We start from the raw sequence: 22,396 nt of genomic DNA, 5'->3' as shown, positions 1-22,396 counted from the left end.
GGGGGAAACACCAGGCCAGAAGCTGGCCGGTCAGGACTGGAATTTGGGGCCAGCATTGGCCCCTCCTTCCGTGCACACGGGTCACACTTAAGGCAGAACCGGTCCAATCAGTTCAAATTCAGCTACTTGCATCAAGGTATCATCGCCTTTGTTTTTGCTGATGTTGATACGATAGCTGCTGAACGCGAAGCCGTTACCCATTTCAAACAGTTTACGTTCAAAGCGTTTGTCAAAGCTTTCGCCAATCCAGCTGCCTAAACGTACCCAGGTCACGCCGCCATCGTTCGAACCTTCGACGTTGAAGTTCTCCGGGTCGCGGCCAGCTGAGTCGTTAGCACTGGTAATGGCCAGGCTTGAAACAATTTGCGCTTTTGGTAAATCAATCCGCACCCAGGACGGATTGGCTTCAGTCGGCGCGCCTTTCCAGTCATTATGGTCCAGCCACTTGGTGTTGATATCATTATCAAAGGCTTTGCTTTCGGCTTCGCCGGCACCGATGCGGTTGCGGGCCGTGAAGGTCACACCGGCCGCGGCCGAGTGGTCCACCGACTGATATTGCGGGCCAATCAGTTCAATTTCGGCGATTTGCATCAGGGTGTCATCACCTTTGTTTTTGGTGATATTAAAGCGGTAGTAGCTAAAGCCCAGGTCGTTACTGAAGTTAAACACTTTGCGTTCAAAACGCTGGTCGAAGCTTTCGCCAATCCAGCTGCCCAGTTTCACCCAGTTTTTGCCATCCAATGACGCTTCAATATTGAAGTTCTCCGGATCACGCGCTGGCGCGTCGTTGGCACTGATTAAGCCGAGTTTGTTCACCGCTACCGGTGTTGGGAACTGCACTTGTACCCAGCTTGGTGCGGCTTCGGTTGGCGCGCCTTTCCAGTTGTTATGGTCCAGCCACTTGGTATCAGTGCGACCGTCAAAGGCTTTACTGCCTGCTTCTGCATCACCAATGGCGTTACGGGCTGTCACTGTCACGCCGGCCATCAGCGCATGGTTTAAGTCCGGCAGTTTTGGCCCGACTAAACCAATCTCAGCGATTTGCATCAACGTGTCATCGCCTTTGTTTTTGCTGATATTAAACTTGTAGCTGCTAAAGGCCAGGCTATTGGCGACGCTGAACTGTTTACGTTCAAAGCGTTTGTCAAAACTCTCGCCAAGGTATGCCGACAACGTGGTCCAGGTTTTACCGCCGTCGTTACTGCCCTGCAGGTTAAAGTTTTCCGGGTCACGTGCTGGTGAGTCGTTGGCACTGGTCAGCACCAGCGTATCGACCGCTTTGGCTTCCGGCAGGTCAATCTGCACCCAGGAAGGGTTGGCCGCTGTTGGCGCGCCTTTCCAGTCGTTGTGGTCGAGCCACTTGGTGTTGACGTCGTTATCAAAAGCTTTGCTTTCAGCTTCGCCGGCACCGATGCGGTTGCGTGCCGTGATAATGCCGGTGCCAACCGGATCGGTATGGTCGGCGCTGGTGTACACCGGGCCAACAAACTCAATCTCCGCTACTTGCATCAGCGTGTCATCACCTTTGTTTTTGGTGATGTTGACTTTGTAGTAGCTGAACTCCAGGCCGTTGACGAAGCGGAACTGTTTGCGCTCCAAGCGTTTGTCAAAGCTCTCGCCGATAAACTCGGCCAGCGTCACCCAGTTGGTGCCGTCGTTGGATGCTAATACCTGGAAGTTTTCCGGGTCACGTGCCGGTGCGTCGTTGGCACTGGTCATCACCAGCGCATTGACCGCTTGTGGCTCGGTAAACTTCACCTGCACCCAGCTTGGGCTGGCGACACTTGGCGCACCTTTCCAGTCATGGTGGTCCAGCCATTTGGTGCTGTTGTTGCCATCAAAGGCCATGGTTTCAGCTTCGGCCGCACTGATGCGGTTACTGCCGGTGATCACAGCGCTCGCCACTGCCGCATCTGTGGTAATTTCACGCACCGGGCCAGAACTGACTGCTGCATCAATAAAGGCCAGCTTCACATCAACCACGTCTTCAGCTTTGAGGCCGACTTTGGCCAGATAAGGCAAGCCGCTTACCGCCGCCAGCATGCGCTCACGCAGTGGCGTTAAGACGGTGACATCACCTTCTTGCGCCAATGGAATGGCAGCGGCAACATCGTTCATCAGCTGGTTAAAAGTCTCGCCTTCACCGATGGCAGCAAAAGCGGCATTTAATAAAGACAGCTTGATGGCATCAGGCGCGATTAAAGTGTCTTTACAGACATCTTTTTCGCAGGTCTCGCCGGTGACCATATTTGTATAGGCCTCGGCACTGACTAAATCCGTGGTGAAAACGTTGGCTTTACTGGCCACGCCGAGCGCTTTCAGCAGCACTGCAGAGCCATCCGCCAGCGCCATTTCATACAATGGCCGCACGGATACATTACGGCCAGCTGCCACGTCAGCCGCCACCAGCTTGCTGGCAATAGTTGTCAGCGCGTTGGCCTGGAAGCGTGCATCAACCACGCCGTCAGATTTCGACGCATACGGCATCTGCACCCAGGTTAAAGTCGAGAAAGTGGTGCCGGTTAATGGCGCACCGCTTAACACTTCGCCTAAAGCCACAGGGCCACATTTGACCGCGTCACAAACCATGCTGGACTGGGCATCCGCCGCCACGTCGACTTTGAGCATGCTGTTAAGGCCAAAGCCTTCTTTCGCCGTGACCGAAAACGCCACTTTGCCGTTGGTACCGGTGCGGTCGCCACTGCCAATGCTGATGGCAGAACCGTTTAACTGTGACACTGTGACTTTGGCATTACGTAAAGTGCCCTTGACCGCCGAGCCGCTGATATCGGCCGCTGTGGTGTCTAAAGTCACCGGAATATTGGCCGGATCTGCTTCACCAGCACCACCGCAGCCATACAGCGAGGTCAGCGCCAGTGCGACAACCCCATACATCATGTTGATTTTGAACTGTTTCATCATTTAATCCTCTGTATTTTTTCCTAACCGGCGCGAAACGCGCAGCCTTAGAACCGGTAAGTCGCGCCCATGTAATAACGACGGCCGCCGTAGGCGTTCTGGATAAAACGCTTGTCGGTGTCGTTACCGAGGTGGACATAGGTTTCTGACTTGGTCAGGTTGATGACAGAGGCTGATAACACCAGCATTTCGGTCAGGTTGTAGTTGGCATTCAGGTCGACCTGATCATAAGCCGCGCTGTAGTAGTTGGTTTCCCACGACGCGTTATAACCGCCAACACTGGGGCCACGTTTGTTGTAAGAAGCCCGTAAGTTAAACAGGTCGTCTTCATAAAACGCCGAGAAGTTCAGCTGGTATTTCGAGCTGCCGATTAATGGCGACTCACCGACTTTCTGCCCGTCCAGCTCGACATTAGCCTGGTTGGTATTGTTGCGTGTGTAGTTGGCATAAACACCAAAACCGCCGCCGAAGAAATGTTGCCAGAACACTTCGGCACCTTTAGATGTGGCGTTAGTGCCGTTGGCGACAGTGCTGAAGTTCCGCACGGTCAGACCATCACCACCGGCCGTGACTTGTTTGCCACCGGCGTTTGGCAGGGTGAAATTCACTACTGGTAAATCACGCACCGTATCAATAATCAACGGCACCACGAAGTTGTCGACGTCTTTCTTAAATACCGCGACACCAAAGCCTGAGCCTTTGCCGTAGTAATATTCTAACGAGCTGTCGAACTGGGTGGATTCCAGTGGTTTCAGCGCGCTGTTACCACCTGAACCGACCCAGCCTTCGCCGTCGTAAATCGGGTCAAAATCGTCGGCCGCTGAGCGGTCGGCGGAATATTCGTTTGAGGTGTAACGCAGCGTCTGGAACTGACCGATGTCGTCATAACCCGGCCGGGCAATCACTTTGGCCGCGGCAAAACGCCAGACCCAGTTATCATCGATATCCCAGACTAAGTTAGCGCTTGGCAGCACTTTGTTTTCGGTGTTTTCTTTTTCGATATAAACGAAATTCTCCACCCGTTGCTGCGCTTCCGGTAACAGATTGCCGTTGGCATCTTTCCAGTCTAAGCGATACAGAATTTTGTCTGACGAACCTGAAGTGGTAGTGGTGCGGACAAACCGCAGACCAATGTTACCGCGCAGGTTTTCGTATTTGTAATCCGCCTGGGCATAAGCCGCGCTGATCTCTTCCTGTACGCCATAGACGTAGTTCGGCTCAATCCGCGTGTATTTCTGGAAGTTATCCACCAGATGCTGCTGATATTTGTGCCAGTTGACGGCCGGGAACAGGTTGGTATTGATCACGCTGGACAAATTGCCGAGCGAATGTGGCAACACCACGCTGGTAATAGGCGGAATGCCGCCGTTGCGTGAATAGTCATCGTCGAGGTCAATACCACCGGCAGCCTCGGCTGCTGCGACATCAAAATCTTTGGCTAAATAGAAGGTGTTACGTGAGTCGCGGTGGATTTTGCCATCGCGGTATTTCACGCCAAACCGCAGCGTATCGACGATGCCCCAGTCGGCAAAATAATCCACATCCAAACTTGCGTATTTTTCTTCCTGGGTACCGGTAATAAAACTGGAATCTGTCGCACCGACGTCGGCCTGACCACCAATACCTGCCACCAGGTTATTGATCATGTTCGGGTCCATGTAGGTGGTCATTTTTTTGCCGGACAAGTCGTAGCCATAATAACCTGAGGCTTCGTTGGCATAATAAGCGGCGCGGTATTTCTCCGACGGGCCGCCTTCAGCTTCAGTGCGACCAAAGGTCATTTTTGACTTAAAGTCATCGCCTTCGTAAGTGGCATAAAAATCAAAAGTATCAGAGGTTGCTTCTTCGATTTTGTATTCGCCGTTAATGCGTGGAATGGCAGATAACTTCTGTGCACCAGACACGCCGGTCGAGTAATCGATGCCGGTGACAAACTCAGCTTCTGCATCGACCCGCACATCAGTCCAGTAGTTGTCGTTGTTGTTCCACTCTGGGTATTCCAACTGATTCAGAATCGAGTTCTGCCCCAGCGTGAAGCGGAAATAGTTCATGCCGACTTCCAGTTTGTCGGTCAGACGCCACTGGCTGGTGAACTGGAAACCTTCGCGGTTCCGTTCTTCTTCCAGCACTTCCTGCACCATACTTTGCGCGGCATACCCTTTGGCGCCATTTGCCACCAGCTGGTTGTCCTTGCGCTCCTGATACAGGAAGTTTTTGTTCATGATATTAACGCGTGAACTCTGCGAGCGGTTGGTGCGGTCCTGACGGGTATAACCGACCAGCATACCAAAGGTCTCGGCGTCGTTTTTCCACGAATAAATACCGCTGTATTGCGGTTCGTTTTTATCGGTGATGTCGGCGTTGCTGTATTCAACGTTCAGCACACCTGAGCTTTGCTCCATCGACAGTGGTTTGCGGCTGTGCATGATGACAGTACCGCCGATGCCACCTTCATCGAGGCGTGCTTCGGAAGATTTAAACACTTCTAAGCGTTCAATCATCGTTGACGGCAATAAGGCGTAAGAGAATGAGCGGCTCGGTTCACCCGGCGAAGACGCAATAAAATTGCCATTGAGCTGGCTTAAGGTTAAGTCGGATGACAGACCACGGATACTGACGGTGGCACCTTCACCGCCGTCACGCTGGATCACCACGCCCGGCACGCGTTGCAGCGAGTCGGCGACGTTTTTGTCTGGGAATTTACCGATATCTTCAGCAGTGATCACGTCGACCACACTGTCAGAAGCACGTTTGTTCAGTAAGTTTTCGCTCATACTGGACAAAATACCGCGCACTTCAATGACTTCGATTTTTTCGCCGGCAGCGGCTTTTTTCTTCGCGGCGGCAGTGGCTGCAGCCTTGGTTGATTCGTTTTGCGCTGCAGCTTGTTGTTCTGCAGTCTGGGCGGCAAAAGCCGGGTTCAGGCTGGCGATCACCGCCAGCGACAGCACAGACATTTTTAAGCCTTGCTGCCAGTGTTGTTGCCGAATTGCCCTGTCTATCCTGTTAACCATGGTCTTCTCCACAGTGAAATGTGAAAACGCACCGGTGAGCCCGGTTTGTCCCTTTATTTTTTATTTAATTTTCATGGTGTTGGATTGAGATTTACCAAAGTTACTGCCCGGCTCATCCGTCTCCCCTGCAACGCCATCAAAAAATCGGTCTGTTGTGTTTTGTCGTTGCCGATTAAATGTAATCGATTACATGACGCCATTGATACTAGCGAAGCAACAAATTGCTGTCAATCTGTACAATCGCGAAAAGTTCAAATCAGTGCAAACAAAGTGCAATACAGTATAATTTGTTTAATTTCAGTAGGTTAACTTGGTTCCACCGCGCCAGAATGGTGCAGTGAGTGCAGAAAAACGCCCGTGAGCGGGCTGTTCAGACCAGTATTTTGGATGGTTTAACGGCGGGTGTAATCGGTAACAGACGTCTGGATGTTTGGCTTGTGGGCACTTTGCTCGTCACACGATGGTCGTTAACGGAAGATAGATAGCAAGCGTAGGGCACTCTGGTCGTCACACGATTGCGGTTACCCGACTCTGGTCGTCACACGATGGTGGTTACCCGACCGGCATTCACAACGGCGCCGGGCCGCTGCTTTCGCGTTCAATCAATTGAAATGGCAGGACTTCTTTGCTGCGAACCAGAGGTTCACCGCGGATTTGGCTGACCAGCACTTCCACCGCACGGCGGCCCATGTCATAAGCCGGCTGGTCGACTGTGGTTAACGGCGGGTCGATAAAAGCTGAGACTTTGATGTTATCAAAACCAACCACTGAGATATCTTCAGGCACACGCAGGCCGGCTTTTTTGATGGCGTGCACAGCTCCAATCGCAATATCGTCGTTAAAACAGAAAATCGCTGTCGGCCGTTGCGGCAAACTCAGCAGATGCTCCACACCGGCGATGCCGGCTTCGATGGTATAAGCGCCACCGGTGATTTGCGCCTGTTCAAATGGGATCTGTTCTTCCTGCAGCACACTGCGGATGCCAGCCAAACGTTCGCGATAAATCTGACTGCTGATCTGGCCAACAATGGCAGCAAAATGTTTGTGGCCATAACCGAGTAAATGATGTGCTAAGGCCCGGCTTGCAGCATAGTTATCCAGCTCAATCACCGGATATTTTTTCTCTGTCGCGATGCGCTCACAGACACTGACCATCGGCAAATCTTCGGCCAAATCGGCATCTGCCGCCGAAAATGGAAACGAATGGTCAAGCTGAATTAAGCCATCGGCGCGGTTGGTCAGCACCATACTGGCGTATTCGTGTTCCCGCTCAGGAGAACCCTGAGTATCGCCCAGCAGCACCGAAAAGCCTTTTTCCTGTGCCGCTTGTTCGATACCACCAATAATGCGCATAAAAAACGGGTTTACCAGGTTGGGCACCAGCACCACTATGGTATTGGAACGACCGGATTTAACGCTGCTGGCCAGCCAGTTGGGTCTGTAACCGGCCGCTTTGACCGCTTCCAGCACTTTTTCCCGTGTCGCTTGTGACACCTGGTCCGGTGATTTCAGTGTGCGGGACACTGTGGCAGTCGAGACACCGGCCAGTTCACTGACTTTTTTAATATTGGTCATCGCACAAACTTCCCACAGCAGAGCTTTATCATCTGGTTTCACTGATTTTGTTAAACAGTTACAGCTGTTTCAGTAACAGCTGTAACAAGATCATCTTATTTAAGATCAGCAGCTTACTTCACTATCTTAGCGCGAATTCAAACAGCGCAACAGGTATATAACCACTGCTGTGCACAATCCGCAAGTGTTGTTGCATCAGACAATGTAAACGGTAACATTGAAACAAAACTCAGCTTAGCAGCAAAACAAACAGTGAAGTAGTTCAAGGCTTTGCTCTGACACTGGCTGTACCAGCCGAAAATGCGCTGGACAATTTTAAATGTAATCGATTACAGTCGGGCAAATTTTATCCGTCCACCGCTGTTTTGGCTGAGGTTTGCCGGCTGACTTCTGGCTGCGTTCTGGCAAAAAACTGGCAAAAGGACTTTGAATGAGGCTGAAACTTCATGTTTAAAATCAGAGCTTTAATCCTATGCGCTGGCTTAACCCCCTTACTCGCCTGCCAGCAGCAACCGGCCACTTCAGCTGCCACAGCCACTGCTGCATCGCAGTCGCTGCCAGCTGATCAGATCAGGCCGCAGCCAAACTTATTGGCTTATGTCGACACCCGGATGGGTACAGATTCCAGCTTTGAACTGTCGCACGGCAATACCTACCCGGCGGTGGCCATGCCATGGGGTATGCATTTCTGGACGCCGATGACGGCAAAAATCGGCGACGGCTGGACCTATCAGTACGACCAGCACAAAATCCGTGGCATCAAACAAACCCATCAGCCAAGCCCCTGGCTCAATGATTACGGCGCTTTTGCGCTGATGGCCGTGACAGGTGCTTTGAAGTTTAATCAGGATGAACGTGTCTCCTGGTATTCGCATAAAACCGAAACCGCCAAACCGCATCATTACAAAGTTTATCTGGCCGATTATGACGTCACAGCAGAAGTGACCCCCACCGCCCGCGCTGCGCAGTTCCGTTTTACCTTTCCGGAAAACAAAGCTTCGTACATAGTGCTGGATGCCTTTGATAAAGGCTCTATGGTGAAGATCCTGCCAGCGCAGCGCAAAATCATCGGTTACGCCCGCAACAACCACGGTGGTGTACCGGGCAATTTCCATAACTACTTTGTACTGGAATTCAGTAAAGCCTTTAAGCTGACTCACACTTTTGCCGACGGTTATCAGCTGAAGGCCGGCAGCCTTGAACAAAAAGGCCAGCATGTTGGCGCTATTTTGGGTTTTGATACTGCCAAAGGTGAGCAGATTGAAGTCAAAGTGGCGTCGTCTTTTATCAGCGCCGAACAGGCCGAGCTGAACCTGCAGCAGGAAATTGGCGCTGATAACTTTACCCAGACGTTGGCCAAAGCCGGCACTGAGTGGCAACAACAGCTGGGCCGCATCCGGGTGCAACAAGGTTATCCGGACGACATCAAAACCTTTTATTCGGCGTTGTACCGCGTGTTGTTATTCCCACGCCGCTTTTATGAAACTGACGCCAGCGGCCAAACCGTGCATTACAGCCCTTACAACGGTAAGGTTTTACCCGGTAAGATGTTCACCGATAACGGGTTTTGGGACACTTTCCGCGCCGTATTTCCGTTTTTCCATCTGATGTACCCCGAGCTTGCCAGCGACATCATGCAAGGCCTGGTCAACACCTACAAAGAATCGGGCTGGCTGCCGGAATGGGCCAGTCCAGGCCATCGCGACGTGATGATTGGCTCCAATTCCGCCGTGATCATCGCCGACGCTTATGCCAAAGGCATTCGCGGTTTTGATGTCGACACGTTGTATCAGGCCGCGCTGAAAAATACTCAGGTTGAAGCGGGCCGCCCAGCCAAATCGGTCGGTCGTGAAGGCCTCCAGCTCTACAATCAGCTCGGTTATGTGCCTTATGATGTGGGCATTCACGAAAACGCCGCCCGCACGCTGGAATACGCCTTTGCCGACTTTAACCTGGCGCGCCTCGCCACAGCGCTGGACAAAACCGACGATGCCAAGCGTTTTAGCGCGCAGGCGCAGAACTATCGCAACTTATTTGACGCCGACAGCGGCTGGATGCGCGGCCGTAACAAAGATGGTGCCTTTCAACGGCCTTTTAATGCGCTGAAATGGGGCGATGCTTTTACCGAAGGCAACAGCCTGCATTACAGCTGGTCGGTGTTTCATGATATTGCCGGCCTGAAGCAACTGATGGGCGGCGACGAGGCGTTTAGCGCCAAACTCGATACCGTGTTTAACATGCCGCCAGCTTTTGATGATTCTTACTACGGCTTTACTATCCACGAAATCCGCGAGATGCAAATCGTCGATTTTGGCAATTACGCCCATGGCAATCAGCCTATTCAACATATGCCCTACCTGTACAACTATGCCGGCAAACCCTGGCGCACCCAGGCCGCAGTGCGCCGCATTATGCAGCAGCTGTACAGCGCAGCGCCGGATGGTTATGCCGGCGATGAAGACAATGGCCAGACTTCAGCCTGGTATGTGTTCTCCGCGCTGGGTTTTTATCCGGTAACGCCTGGTGTGCCGGAGTATGTCATCGGCAGCCCGCTGTTTAATGCGGTCACTGTGACGCTGCCAAACGACAAAGTGCTGCAAATCAATGCACTCAACAATCAACAAGACCGGCCTTATGTACAGGCGCTGCAGTGGAACGGCAAGGCCGTTGAGCAGAATTTCCTGCGCCATGACGCGCTGCTGCAAGGCGGCGAGCTGCGATTTGACATGAGCTCCGAGCCGAATACCACCCGCGGTGTGACAGAGCAAAGCCGGCCCTTTTCCGTGTCGGCTGCGCCTGGTACAGATCCGTCCAAGGACACCCATTTAAACAAGGAAGATCCGTCCAAGGACACCCATTCAAACAAGGACACCCACTAATGGCATTTATCCCGGCGGCTGCTTCCACCACCACGACGGCCGACTCTGGCCGCAGTCACTTTGCGTTTCTGGCGATGACCTCGTTGTTTTTTATCTGGGGTTTTGTCACAGCACTGAACGACATCCTGATCCCGCACCTCAAAGCGGCATTTTCGCTCAGCTATACCCAGGCTATGCTGGTGCAGCTGTGCTTTTTTGGCGCTTATTTTTTACTGTCGCCGCTGGCCGGCCGGTTAATTGAACGCATTGGTTTTTTGGGCGGCATTCTGGCCGGACTGGTGACCTTAGCCAGTGGCTGTCTGCTGTTTTATCCGGCGGCGGAACTGGCGACTTACCCGCTGTTTCTGACTGCGCTCTTTGTACTGGCCGGCGGTGTCACTCTGCTGCAGGTGTCGGCTAACCCTTATGTGGCGGCACTGGGCAGTGCGCGCACGGCGGCAAGCCGGCTCAGTCTGGCGCAGGCGGTCAATTCACTGGGGCATACGCTGGCGCCATTGTTTGGCGCGGCACTGATTTTTGCCGCGGCGCAAAATGATGCCAAAGCAGTGCAGCTGCCTTATTTATTGCTCGCTGGTTTTTGTCTGCTGGTGGCGGTGATTTTTGCAAGACTAAAACTGCCAGCTTTAGAATCAAACACTGAAGCAGCAACACCGGTGACTGACACGCCGGCACGCCTGCCACTGCCGTTTTATGGCGCAGTTGCAGCGATTTTTTTGTATGTCGGCGCCGAAGTGTCGATTGGCAGTTTTCTGATTAATTATCTGGCGTTGCCGGAACTCGGTGCTTTCGACGAACAAACCGCGAGTACATGGGTTAGTTATTATTGGGGCGGCGCCATGTTGGGCCGCTTTGCCGGTGCCGTGATCACCCGGTATATCAATGCTTTATTGGTATTAGCCCTGTATGCCGTTGTGGCTATCGCGCTGTTATTGCTGACAATGAGCCAGACCGGCATGCTGGCCGCCGTGGCCGTAATTAGCATCGGCTTTTTTAATTCGATTATGTTCCCGACTATTTTCACCCATGGCATTGCCGGCTTAGGCAACCTAACCAGCCGGGGTTCAGGCTTGCTTTGTCAGGCCATTGTCGGCGGTGCTTTAGTGCCTTTGCTGCAGGGCGTCGCCGCCGACAACATTGGTGTGCAACACAGTTTTATCGTGCCGCTGCTGGCTTATGTTTACATCGCCGGCTTTGCGTGGTGGCACTGGCGGCAAAGCCGCGTATCCGTTTGATCTGATTTCGAAAAAGGTGATTTGATGAATTTTTACAGCTCTGAGTTTTTATTGCAGCATTGCCAGGACATCCTGAAATTTTACGACGACAAAGTGGTCGACCCGTCTGGCGGTTATTTTCATAACTATCTGGATGACGGTACTTTGTTTGCGCCGGGTTTTCGCCAGCTGGTCAGCAGCACACGCATTATCGTCAACTATGTCAGCGCCGCACTGTTATTTAGCCGTGACGACTATAAAGCCATCGCCGAGCATGGCCTGCAGTATCTGGAGCAGGTGCACTGGCGCGAGCAGCTAATGGCCGATGGCAGTGGCGGTTACGCCTGGACTTTGCAGGACCATCAGCCGCTTGATAACACGCAGCAGGCTTATGGTTATGCCTTTGTGATGCTGGCGTATGCCGCTGCGGTGAAAGCCGGCCTTCGCGACAAAACCACGCTGCACCGCGTCTATCAGCTGCTGGAAGAACGGTTCTGGCAGGCTGATTATGGCCTGTACGCCGACGAGCTGAGCCAACAAGGTGTGCTCAGCAATTATCGCGGCCAAAATGCCAATATGCATCTGTGTGAAGCCATGCTGGCGGCGTTTGAAGCCTGTGGTGAGCCGTTATTTTTAGACCGCGCTTATACGCTGGCGACCAATATTGCCGTGCGTCAGGCCGATTTAACCGACGGTCTGGTGTGGGAGCATTACACGCCTGAGTTTAAAATCGATGTCGAATACAACAAAGACGACCCGAAAAACCTGTACCGGCCCTGGGGTTTCCAGCCCGGCCATCAGACCGAATGGGCCAAGCTGCTGTTAATTCTGCACCGCCACCAGCCAGAAGACTGGATGTTAAACCGCGCCCGCGCCTTGTTTGACCGCGCTTATGAACAAGCCTGGGACCACGAGCACGGCGGTCTGATTTATGGCTTTGCACCGGATGGCCGTTGGTGTGACGACGACAAATACTTCTGGGTGCAGGCCGAATCGATGGCAGCCGCAGCGCTGCTGTATCAGGCCACTAACAATATCAGCTACATGGCGGCGTATCAGGCGCTGTGGCAATACAGCTGGGAACACATGGTCGATCACCAATATGGCGCCTGGTTCCGCTTGTTAACGCGCGCGAACCACAAGCTCAGCAATGAAAAATCCGCCGCCGGTGCCAAGTGTGATTACCACACGCTGTGCGCCGTGATTGAAGTGCTGCGCGGTATGGGCGTCACGTCTGTCACAAATAGCGGAGTTTAAGATGGGCCGGGGTCAGAAGTTGCAGTTGGTCTGGCTTGTTCCGGGTTTAGCAGTCTCAGGGTTGCTGCTAAGTGCTTGTCAGCAGCAACACTCTGCCTCAGAGCCGGCAACGCCAGCCGCAACAGAAAGCTCCGACCCGCTGCATTGGGTCAATCCGTTGATTGGCACCGACGGCAAAGGCAAAACCTACCCCGGCGCGACAGTGCCTTATGGCATGGTGCAATTAAGCCCCGACAATGGCCGCAGTGGCTGGGACTGGATCAGCGGTTATTTTTACCCGGACCGCCAAATCGCCGGTTTCAGCCACCTGCATTTATCCGGCACTGGCGCCGGTGATTTATACGACATCTCGTTTTTACCCTTTAGCGGCGAATATTTTCAAACCCTGCCGGCAGCGGGTGGCAAAGACGCTTTGGTGCGCAGCGAGCACTTCAGCCACGCCACTGAAACTGCCAGCCCGGGTTATTACCGGGTGCTGCTGGAAGACAGCCAGATTGAGGTGGAATTAACCGCCGCTTTGCGCTCCGGCCTGCAGAGATACCGTTATTTAAAAGCCGGTGCGCCGGCGATGCTGCAGCTGGATTTAACTTACAGCCGCAACTGGGACAGCACCACGGCCACTTGTTTATATCAGCCTGATGCTTACACGCTGGCTGGTTACCGCTTTTCCAGCGGCTGGGCTAAAGATCAAAAGGTATTTTTCTATAGTAAAAGCTCGGTGCCGCTGGTGCCGGTAAAATCTTTGTCACAGGCGCTGCCAGCGGATTTAAGCCAATGTGCCCAAAGCGGCCCTACGCTATTTACGGCGCAGTTTACTGGCCCCCTATCCAATCATAGCGCAGGCGCCCCACGCGAATTGCTGCTACGCACTGCACTGAGTTCTGTCAGTGTCGCCGGTGCTGCGGCTAATTTAACCGCTGATCTTGCTACACAAACCTCGACACCCGCACAGCAGACCGGCAACTTCGCCATCACAATGCAACAGGCCCAAGCGGCCTGGCGTACGGAACTGTCGCAAGTGCAAATTGAAGCCGACGCCCAAACCAAAACCCAGTTTTATACCGCGCTGTATCACAGTGCTTTAGCACCGCGGGTCTATAGCGACGCCGACGGCCAGTATCGCGGCCCGGATGGTAAAGTGCACTCACTGCAGCGCAGCAACACTGCGGCGGCAAACCAGTCCCTTAGCAGCAATCAGCACTATGATTTTTTCAGCTTGTGGGACACTTTTCGCGCTTTGCATCCATGGAAAACCTTGTTTGATACCCCACGCCATCAGGCGATGATGTTTAGTCTTTTGGAGCATTATCAACACGCCGGCCGGCTGCCGGTGTGGAATTTTCAGGGCAATGAAACCGACATGATGCTGGGATATCACGCCGTGCCGGTGCTGGTCGACAGTTACCTCAAAGGCCTGTTGCCGGACCCGGACGGCAACCTCGGTGCGTTGATTTTGCAGGCGGCACTTACTAGCGCCAACGACGAGCAAAATCACGAGAAGTTTGGCATCCAGAGTTATCGTCAGCTTGGTTATGTGCCTTTTAGCGAGCGGCCCTGGAACGTGGCTTTGACGCTGGAATATGCCTTTGACGACTCGGCCGTCGCCCGCCTCGCCCACAAGCTTGGCAAGCCTGATATCGCTGCAGAATTTGACCGCCGCGCGCAAAACTACCGCCAGCATTTTGATGCCGCCAGTGGCTTTATGCGCGCCAAAGACCAGCAAAGCCAGTTCCGCCTGCCGTTTAACCCCGAGGCTTATCACCCGGAAGATTATTGCGAAGCCAACGCCTGGCAATACAGCTTTTTTGTGCCGCATGATGTCAGCGGGCTTATTAAATTGCATGGCGGCCAGCAGGCGTTTGTCGCCAAACTGGATGCGATGTTTTTAACCGGTCAGCAGAAAAAAGGTGTCGCAGATCCGGTGCATAGCGTCAACTCACTTGGCGATAACCACGGCCTGCCGGAATGGATCTCCGGGTTTATTGGTCAATATGTGCATGGCAACGAACCGAGTCACCATGTGCCTTATTTGTACGCCCTCGCCGGCCGGCCCGACAAAACCCAGACTTTAGTGCGGCAGATTATGCGCACTTTATATCAGCCTATTCCGGATGGTCTGGCCGGTAATGAAGACGCCGGCCAGATGTCGGCTTGGTATTTGTTCAGCGCTTTGGGCTTTTATCCGGTCGACCCGGTGTCGGGTGATTATGTGCTGGGCTCGCCGCTGGTCAGCCAGGCGACGCTTCGGCTTGGTAATGGTAAAGTGCTGAAAATTATCGCGAATAATCAAAGCGAACAGCATCCGTATGTTAAAGCAGTGCGGCTCAATGGCAAGCCACTGAGAGGCGCCTTGCTGTCACATCAGGCGTTGATGCGAGGCGGACTGCTGGAATTTGAGATGAGTGCGACGGCAACCGAACAGATAAAGGATCATTAGAAATGCGGAACTCGCTGATTATTGTATGGACCGCCTTGCTGCTTCCGTCCGTGCTGCTTCCGTCCGTCGCAGCGGCGCAAACAGCGGTATCACATAGCGCTGCGCCATACAGCCCGGCGCCATCACAATATGTCGACCCGATGATCGGCACCGCCAACTTTGGTGCCACCCACCCCGGCGCGCAGTATCCGCATGCGCTGTTATCGGTGGCGCCTTTTAATGTCGCCTTTGGCGGCAAACTCAACACCTTTGATAAAGACGCTGCGTGGAATTCACGGGTTTATATCAAAGAAAACCAGTTTTTAACCGGCTTTAGCCATGTCAATTTAAGCGGTGTCGGCTGCCCCGATTTAGGTGTGTTGCTGGCGATGCCAACCACCGGTGCGCTGCAACTCGACCCGGCGCTGTACGGCAGCACTTATCAGCAAGAGCGCGCGAGCGCTGGCTACTTTGCCACGACGTTAAGCAAATATCAGACCCGGGCTGAGATGACCAGCACACTGCGCAGTGGCATCAGCCGTTACACTTTTCCGGCCGGGCAAGCGCATATTCTGTTGAATTTAGGCCTTGGCCTCAGTAATGAAAGCGGCGCTATGGCTAGGCTGGTGTCGGACACTGAAGTGGAAGGTTACCGCCAAATCGGCACTTTCTGTTATCACAGCGAGCAGGCGCGGCCGGTGTATTTTGTTGCAAGGGTCAACAAAACGCCAAAAGTCGCAGGCCTTTACAAAAAAATGCCGGCGGTACGCGCCGTCGAAGCCGACTGGAGCTCACACAATCAAAGCTACAAGCCCTATCCGAATTACCGGCAGGAACTGGCCGGCGATGATATCGGCGCTTATTTCAGCTATGACCTGAAGCAAAACGAACAGCTGGAACTGCAGCTGGCGATTTCTTTTGTCTCCATCGCCAATGCCCGGCAAAATTTAGAACGCGAACAAGCAAAGTTTGCCTTTGATGCAACGCACCAGCAAGCCCGTGCCGCCTGGGACCAGCTATTAAGCCGCATCGATATCGACGCGACGACTGAAGACAAAATCCGTTTTTACACTGCGCTGTACCATAGCCTGATTCACCCGTCGGTGATCAGTGACGTCAACGGCGACTACCCTAAATTTGGCCCGGCCGGCAGTAGCACTGGCAATAGCAGCAGCCCGCGTTACAGCGTATTTTCGTTATGGGACACCCACCGCAACCTGCACCCGCTGTTAAGCCTGGTGTATCCGGCCATTCAGACCCAAATGCTGCGCTCAGTCGTTGCTATGGGCACAGAAGCCGGTTATCTGCCGAAATGGGAACTGGCCGGCATGGAAAAAGCCGTGATGGTCGGCGACCCGGCGACTGTGATGGTGAACGACAGCTATCAGCGTGGCCTGACCGATTTTGACACCATCGCCGCTTATCAGTCGATGCGCCGCGCTGCGCTGACGCCGTCCAGTGTCAACAAACCAGATTTCAGCGCCAAACCGGGCCAGCAACAAGCCGCGCGGATGCAGGCGAAAAACCCGATCCGGCCAGAGAACAGCGACTATCTGCAACTGGGTTATGTGCCGGTCGATGATGAAGGCCCCTTTGATGGTTCGGTCTCGACCAGCCTGGAATATTATCTCGCCGACTTTAACCTCGCCGGCTTTGCCAAAGCCTTAGGCCACGACGCCGATGCGGCGCGGTTTGCCGCGCAGTCGCAGCTGTTTACCCGGTTATTTGATACAGACAGCGGCATGTTCAGACCCAAACAAAAAAATGGTCAGTGGCTCAGTAGCTTTAACCCGGATGGTGGACGCAATTTTGAACCCACGCCGGGCTACATCGAAGGCACCGCCTGGAATTACCGCTTTTACCTGCCGCATGCAATACCGCAGCTGATTACGCTCACCGGCGGCCCTGACACCTTTCGCACAGCGCTTGACCAGACTTTCAACTTGAAAAAGTTTGATATGGCGAATGAGCCGGACATCAGTTATCCGTTTTTATACAACTACTTAGAAGCAGAACGCCCCGGCAGCCGCGCCGCTACCAGCCAAAGAGTGCATGAACTTATTCAGCAGCACTATGGCCTCAGCGCCGCTGGGCTACCCGGCAATGACGACGCCGGCACGCTGTCGGCCTGGCTGGTGTTCAGCATGCTCGGCCTGTACCCGACCGAACCAGGCACCCCAAATTACACACTGTTTCAACCACGGGTAAAAGCCGCCCGCATCGCCTTAGACCCTGCGTTTTATCCGGGAAAAGTGATTGAAATCAAACAGAAAACCAGCGGCAAGCTGCTATGGAACCAACAAACACTACCCACGCCTTTTGTTTCGCATCAGGCGCTGGTGCAAGGCGGTGTGCTGGAGTTAAGTGCAAAGGATTAATTGACCAACATGCTGGTGGACTATTGTTCGGTGGCGGATTTGTAAAGCATCTACAAGTAGGTAACGGCAAGCGCCAGCCCGCTGGGCGTCACACGCCGTGCAAAGCAGGCTTAGCTAATTGGCTTGCACCCGAACTTTCATATCGGAATAGGCTGTGTGGATCAATTGCAACAAAGCTACGGTATCCACCGGCTCCCCAGGCTTTAACTTCACATGCCGCATAAACTTGCCTTTGCCCTGCAGCAGCCCCTGCGGGTCTGGTAATAAAGCGCCGCGGAAAAACCCGACATTGACGTGGGCAGTGAACACATTGACTTCAGCAAAAGCGGCTGTGCCCACACAAACAGTCGGATGACCGTCATGCAGCAGCTCCTGCACATCAGGCCCACATTGGCGCAGCACGACAAACCAATGCCGGGCTATGTCACCAAGCAGCGCCGGCTTTGCCGCAAACCAGTCGTCGATGGCTGGTTGATGCGGCAGCGCATCCGGGAATAACATCAGGCGGCTGGGTTTTGCGTTGTGCGCTTCTGACATTGCTACATCTCCGGCTTAAAACAGCATCAACACACGGCCGCCAGCACTCTGATTATGCTTTGCCTGCCAGCACATAAGCCACAATCGCATTGGCGTGACCGTGGCCCAAACCATGTTCGGTTTTGAGCAATGCGACGATTTCCATATGCTTCATCGGCGATAAACCGGCCACCAGCGTCAGCCAATGACTGATCGGCTGGCCATATTTTTGTTCAATCGATGGAAAATACGACGCTGGTCCTTTTACTTTTTCGTTCATGATCAATTGCACTCCTGCTCCAGACTCATATCAATGTCAGCTGACAAACGATGATAGCGCCTTGCTCCACAACTCAAGGCGTAATTTTATAAATCACATTAACGGTTTTGGAGATTTCGATGGATTGCGGGATAAACACCTGCTGCACTCCAGCCGACCGGTCAGCCATCATAGCGCTGCTGACCATGCCACTCTCGCCGGCAGCAAAAGTAGCAAAAAACCGGTCAAAAGAGCCGTTGTCGTTAAAGGCAAAAACACTGTGGATTTTTACGCCCAGGCCTTCGGCCATTTGTTCGGCTTTTTTCTTCGCCTGAGCGGCCGCTGCACCAATCAGTGCAGTTTCGACTTCGTCACGCGTGCTGGTATCAAAGCTGGTACTGAGTTCATGCACATAATCTGTGGCGTACAGCTGCTGCATCAGCGCCGGATACTTGGTTAAATCGCTGATTTCGACCTCAAAACGCCGGTTCAGGTCATAACCCAAAATCTCCAGCTCATTGTAATTGTCATCACGCTTACGCTTTTCAGACTTATCCAGCTCAAATGCAGTGATTTGTTTGTCAGCAATACCACTAGCTTTTAACAGCGCCAACACTTTATTGGCGGACTGCGTCAGCTGTGCATTGGCCACTTCACTGCTTTGATGAAAGGTAGTAACCCGGAAACTCAGCTTGGCACTATCCGGTGCCACTTGTTTGCTGCTTTGACCTGTGACGGCGACAAAAGGGAAATCCGGTAAGGTCGAAGCGCTGCTAAAAAATGCGCACAGCGCCATGACTAACGCAAAATAAAATTTCATAAAATAAAGTCCTGTAAAAATCTGGCCAGTCTGGCCTTATGCACTGACAAGGCCCGGCTTACAAAGTTGCAACTCTGATTTTAAAAGCCATGAGCCGCGGAGAAAAAACAAAGCCGCCCAATGGCGGCCTTGCTCAAAGCATACAAAACATAGTAAAGACTTAACGCGAACCCTGCTTTCTGCCCACTTGCGGTTTTGCCGAAGGCTTTTTCCCACCGATAGGTGCTGTTGGTGCAGGTTTGGCGCGACGTGGCGCTTTTGGTTTCTCGGCATGTCCCAGCGCAATCACGGTTTCGCTGGCTTTGTTGGCGCGGCCTGTCACCACTTTCTTCGAAATACTCTTCAGCAAAGAGCCGCGGTTGCTGACTTCAAAGCCTGGTTTGACGATGCGGCTGATTTTGCTGCCGATGAGCTTTTGGATGCGCTCTAAGGTCAGCTCTTCTTCGCGGCTGACAAAAGAGATGGCGTTACCCGCAGCGCCGGCGCGGCCGGTGCGGCCAATGCGGTGAACATAATCTTCTGGCAAATACGGCAAATTAAAGTTGACCACATAATCCAGGCCCTGAATATCGAGGCCCCGCGCCGCCACTTCTGTGGCAATTAACACCTGCAGTTTGGCCGATTTAAAATCAGCGATAGCACGGCGGCGGGCGCCCTGACTTTTATCGCCGTGGCAAACCGCGGCATTAATGCTGCGTTGCTGCAATCCCGCCAGCAGCTTGTCAGCCTGCTCTTTGGTACTGGTGAACACCAGCACCTGGAACCAGTTTTGCTCTTCGAGCAGCTGTTCAAACAATTCGATTTTGCGGCTTTCTTCCACTTCATACACCACATGGTGCACAGTGTCGGCGGTGCTGTTGACCTTAGTTACTTTGATTTGCTGGTGGTTACGCAGGATTTTGTGCGACAACTCGTTCACCGCCGGTGACGTGGTGGCAGAAAACAACATGGTCTGGCGTTTGTTTGCCGTCAGTTGCAGTAATTTCAGCACGTCGGCGCTAAAACCCATATCGAGCATGCGGTCGGCTTCGTCCAGCACAACAAATTCGACGTCAGATAAAATTACATTGCCAAGCGTCAGATGCTCTAACAGGCGGCCTGGGGTACTGATCACGATATCGACGCCGGCATTGAGTTTGGCGGCCTGGCCACCCAGTTTGACACCGCCGTACAGCGCTGTGGCTTTAAATGGCAGATATTTGGCATAAGCCTGAATGTTGTCGGCGATTTGTTCGGCCAGCTCGCGCGTTGGCGTCAGAATTAACGTGCGCGGGCGTTTTTCTGCGGTGGCTTTTGGCGTATCAAGCATACGCTGCAGCACAGGCACGGCAAAAGCGGCGGTTTTGCCGGTGCCGGTCTGGGCTGTGACCTGTAAGTCTTTACCACGACGCGCCGGCACTATGGCCTGCGCCTGTACCGGCGTCATTTCGCTGTAACCACAGTCCACCAGGCCCCGATGTAAGTCGACAGCCAAATCTAAAGATGAAAATTGCATAAAAACCTCGGTGGAAAGCGACAGTCAAAAAAGAGCGGCGGAATATACAGCATTTTCGCCCCGACGCAGAGCATTGTTTGCATTTTGTCCAATTTGGCTGCGTTATTCAGCCGCGTCACGCGGTTGATGCTGGCAAGCCCGCGCCAGAATTTCGACATAAAAACCAGCCAGTTGCTGTTCCAGCGCCGCATCAATACGCTTGTTAATTTCCGAAGTGAAGATTTTTTCTGCAGCATCTTCAGTCGCGCCAAAGCGGCAATCAAAAGTCCAGTAATCCATGCCGGCCGGCAATTGTTTACGCCGTTCGCGGTTTAAGTATTTTTTGATTTCGTGTTTGACGGCGTCAGCTACACGGGCCGGTTGAATTTTTGGGTGCGTGAAGGAGAAATTTTTTTTCATCGGAGTTCCTACAGAGGGGCAATCAATAATAAAGGCGCAAAGCCTGAACCTCCTATTGTACACGCAAGGGCGTACCTTGGCCGCCTAAATCTGCGTTGGCCGGCATAAGCGCAGCATTTTGACTATCCAACCCGTATAGCCACAATCCCTGCTGTTGTTTCTGTGGTGTTTGGCTGAGATAGACTCCATCTGCCGTTTGCCGTCATCTCGCGTACAAACATCTTAAAGAGATTGAAAAAACATTAATCATCAGTCATACCTCCATAAATAAGGCGAATACTTCACTTTGCACCTAAAATGGGTCAGAGCTTATTTTTGTCTAGATTGCGGGATGTTGTTTGCAGCTTAGATTTTTACGACGAACCAGGCTTCAAAAGCTCCATTACATAAGCTGTCAAGGGATTTGGATGTGACGCAGAAGTACCACTTTATTTCAGGATTACCCCGCTCTGGTTCAACATTGTTGTCTGGCATTCTGCGGCAGAATCCAAAGTTTCATGCCTCGATCAGTAGTCCGGTGGCCGCGCTGGTTAATGGCGCGCTGGAGCAGATGGGCGCAAACAGCGAATCCTATACCTTCTTTGACGAACATAAACGCAAAGCCATTTCCAAAGCGCTAATTCAGGCTTATTACAGCGATACACCGCAGCCGGTCATTTTTGACACCAACCGCAACTGGACTGCACGGCTGCATCAGCTGGTGGAATTATTCGATGATTTTAAAGTGATCTGCTGTGTACGCAACCCGGCCTGGGTGATGGATAGTTTCGAAAAAATTTACCGGAAAAATCCTTTTGACTACAGCCGGATGTTCAATCCCGCCACCCGGCAAACCGTGTACAGCCGCTGCGAATCCTTAATCAACACCAACGGCGCTGTCGGCAGTGCCTGGACCGCATTAAAAGAAGCCTACTACGGTGAGTTTTCCGACCGTTTATTGCTGGTTGATTACGACCTGCTGACGCAAAAACCGGCCCGCACCATTGAACTGATTTATCAGTTTATAGGCGAGCCTTTGTTTGCCCATGATTTTGACCAGGTGGACTACAACGAAAGCGAGTTTGATCAACAGCTTGGGGTTAAAGGCCTGCACCAGGTCAGGAAAAAAGTAGAGTTTAAAGCCCGGCGCAGCATTTTGCCGCCCGACTTATTTGTGAAGTACCAGGACATGGATTTTTGGCAGGATGCTACCGGAACGGCCGCTCATATTATTGCCAGCAAAAAGACCTAACGACTGCTGTCTCACTGAAGGACATTA

At 52.9% G+C, this 22,396-nt stretch carries 14 protein-coding genes; 6 read left to right on the top strand and 8 right to left on the bottom strand.

Annotated features, from left to right (window positions below):
• Window positions 1–87: 87 nt before the first annotated feature.
• From ABNT34_RS17590 to ABNT34_RS17580, 3 genes are all read right to left on the bottom strand, one after another.
• Entirely contained in the window at window positions 88–2,919 is a 2,832-nt protein-coding gene (locus ABNT34_RS17590) for a discoidin domain-containing protein (RefSeq protein WP_348733970.1), read from the bottom strand.
• 47 nt (window positions 2,920–2,966) lie between these two features.
• Window positions 2,967–5,933 (bottom strand): TonB-dependent receptor, encoded by a 2,967-nt coding sequence (locus tag ABNT34_RS17585; protein WP_348733968.1) that lies wholly within the window; start codon window positions 5,931–5,933, stop codon window positions 2,967–2,969.
• A gap of 567 nt (window positions 5,934–6,500) precedes the next feature.
• Window positions 6,501–7,508 carry a LacI family DNA-binding transcriptional regulator gene (locus ABNT34_RS17580; protein WP_348733966.1) on the bottom strand — a complete coding sequence of 336 codons (1,008 nt, stop codon included), beginning with the start codon at window positions 7,506–7,508 and terminating at the stop codon, window positions 6,501–6,503.
• 446 nt (window positions 7,509–7,954) lie between these two features.
• Here ABNT34_RS17580 and ABNT34_RS17575 point away from each other — a divergent pair, with 446 nt between their 5' ends.
• Genes ABNT34_RS17575 through ABNT34_RS17555 form a run of 5 tightly spaced genes read left to right on the top strand, consistent with a single transcriptional unit; the run spans window position 7,955 to window position 17,649 of the window.
• Window positions 7,955–10,387 (top strand): GH92 family glycosyl hydrolase, encoded by a 2,433-nt coding sequence (locus tag ABNT34_RS17575; protein WP_348733964.1) that lies wholly within the window; start codon window positions 7,955–7,957, stop codon window positions 10,385–10,387.
• Window positions 10,387–11,619, top strand: a complete 1,233-nt coding sequence (locus tag ABNT34_RS17570) for a sugar MFS transporter (protein WP_348733962.1) — start codon at window positions 10,387–10,389, stop codon at window positions 11,617–11,619. The genes ABNT34_RS17575 and ABNT34_RS17570 overlap by 1 nt, the downstream gene beginning before the upstream one ends.
• A gap of 24 nt (window positions 11,620–11,643) precedes the next feature.
• Window positions 11,644–12,855: an AGE family epimerase/isomerase gene (locus tag ABNT34_RS17565; protein WP_348733960.1), complete on the top strand. Its 1,212-nt coding sequence runs from the start codon at window positions 11,644–11,646 to the stop codon at window positions 12,853–12,855.
• Window position 12,856: 1 nt separating this feature from the next.
• Complete coding sequence (locus tag ABNT34_RS17560) at window positions 12,857–15,292, top strand: GH92 family glycosyl hydrolase (protein ID WP_348733958.1); 2,436 nt, start codon at window positions 12,857–12,859, stop codon at window positions 15,290–15,292.
• A 50-nt stretch (window positions 15,293–15,342) separates the two neighbouring features.
• Window positions 15,343–17,649: a GH92 family glycosyl hydrolase gene (locus ABNT34_RS17555; RefSeq protein WP_348733956.1), complete on the top strand. Its 2,307-nt coding sequence runs from the start codon at window positions 15,343–15,345 to the stop codon at window positions 17,647–17,649.
• A gap of 114 nt (window positions 17,650–17,763) precedes the next feature.
• Here the strand turns inward: ABNT34_RS17555 and ABNT34_RS17550 are convergent, their stop codons facing one another.
• The 5 genes from ABNT34_RS17550 to ABNT34_RS17530 form a co-directional block, all read right to left on the bottom strand.
• On the bottom strand, window positions 17,764–18,186 hold the full coding sequence (locus tag ABNT34_RS17550) for a DUF1801 domain-containing protein (RefSeq protein ID WP_348733954.1): 423 nt from the start codon (window positions 18,184–18,186) through the stop codon (window positions 17,764–17,766).
• A gap of 52 nt (window positions 18,187–18,238) precedes the next feature.
• Window positions 18,239–18,445, bottom strand: coding sequence for a DUF4287 domain-containing protein (locus tag ABNT34_RS17545; RefSeq protein WP_348733953.1), 207 nt, complete (start codon window positions 18,443–18,445; stop codon window positions 18,239–18,241).
• A gap of 73 nt (window positions 18,446–18,518) precedes the next feature.
• Complete coding sequence (locus ABNT34_RS17540; RefSeq protein WP_348733951.1) at window positions 18,519–19,244, bottom strand: SIMPL domain-containing protein; 726 nt, start codon at window positions 19,242–19,244, stop codon at window positions 18,519–18,521.
• Window positions 19,245–19,404: 160 nt separating this feature from the next.
• Window positions 19,405–20,739, bottom strand: coding sequence for a DEAD/DEAH box helicase (locus ABNT34_RS17535; protein WP_348733949.1), 1,335 nt, complete (start codon window positions 20,737–20,739; stop codon window positions 19,405–19,407).
• Between the two features lie 102 nt (window positions 20,740–20,841).
• Window positions 20,842–21,138, bottom strand: coding sequence for a DUF6172 family protein (locus ABNT34_RS17530; protein ID WP_348733947.1), 297 nt, complete (start codon window positions 21,136–21,138; stop codon window positions 20,842–20,844).
• 409 nt (window positions 21,139–21,547) lie between these two features.
• Here ABNT34_RS17530 and ABNT34_RS17525 point away from each other — a divergent pair, with 409 nt between their 5' ends.
• Window positions 21,548–22,369, top strand: coding sequence for a sulfotransferase (locus ABNT34_RS17525; protein WP_348733945.1), 822 nt, complete (start codon window positions 21,548–21,550; stop codon window positions 22,367–22,369).
• The last annotated feature ends 27 nt before the right edge of the window (window positions 22,370–22,396 follow it).

Origin of the sequence: Rheinheimera texasensis, from assembly GCF_964031785.1 — a bacterium.
GTDB lineage: Bacteria > Pseudomonadota > Gammaproteobacteria > Enterobacterales > Alteromonadaceae > Pararheinheimera > Pararheinheimera texasensis_A.
This window is presented reverse-complemented; position numbering and strand designations above follow the sequence as displayed.

What these genes read in the sequence shown, in the direction of transcription:
- ABNT34_RS17590 (WP_348733970.1), bottom strand. Translation starts at nt 2,919, where the DNA reads ATGAAACAGTTCAAAATCAACATGATGTATGGGGTTGTCGCACTGGCG.
- ABNT34_RS17585 (WP_348733968.1), bottom strand. Translation starts at nt 5,933, where the DNA reads ATGGTTAACAGGATAGACAGGGCAATTCGGCAACAACACTGGCAGCAA.
- ABNT34_RS17580 (WP_348733966.1), bottom strand. Translation starts at nt 7,508, where the DNA reads ATGACCAATATTAAAAAAGTCAGTGAACTGGCCGGTGTCTCGACTGCC.
- ABNT34_RS17575 (WP_348733964.1), top strand. Translation starts at nt 7,955, where the DNA reads ATGTTTAAAATCAGAGCTTTAATCCTATGCGCTGGCTTAACCCCCTTA.
- ABNT34_RS17570 (WP_348733962.1), top strand. Translation starts at nt 10,387, where the DNA reads ATGGCATTTATCCCGGCGGCTGCTTCCACCACCACGACGGCCGACTCT.
- ABNT34_RS17565 (WP_348733960.1), top strand. Translation starts at nt 11,644, where the DNA reads ATGAATTTTTACAGCTCTGAGTTTTTATTGCAGCATTGCCAGGACATC.
- ABNT34_RS17560 (WP_348733958.1), top strand. Translation starts at nt 12,857, where the DNA reads ATGGGCCGGGGTCAGAAGTTGCAGTTGGTCTGGCTTGTTCCGGGTTTA.
- ABNT34_RS17550 (WP_348733954.1), bottom strand. Translation starts at nt 18,186, where the DNA reads ATGTCAGAAGCGCACAACGCAAAACCCAGCCGCCTGATGTTATTCCCG.
- ABNT34_RS17545 (WP_348733953.1), bottom strand. Translation starts at nt 18,445, where the DNA reads ATGAACGAAAAAGTAAAAGGACCAGCGTCGTATTTTCCATCGATTGAA.
- ABNT34_RS17540 (WP_348733951.1), bottom strand. Translation starts at nt 19,244, where the DNA reads ATGAAATTTTATTTTGCGTTAGTCATGGCGCTGTGCGCATTTTTTAGC.
- ABNT34_RS17535 (WP_348733949.1), bottom strand. Translation starts at nt 20,739, where the DNA reads ATGCAATTTTCATCTTTAGATTTGGCTGTCGACTTACATCGGGGCCTG.
- ABNT34_RS17530 (WP_348733947.1), bottom strand. Translation starts at nt 21,138, where the DNA reads ATGAAAAAAAATTTCTCCTTCACGCACCCAAAAATTCAACCGGCCCGT.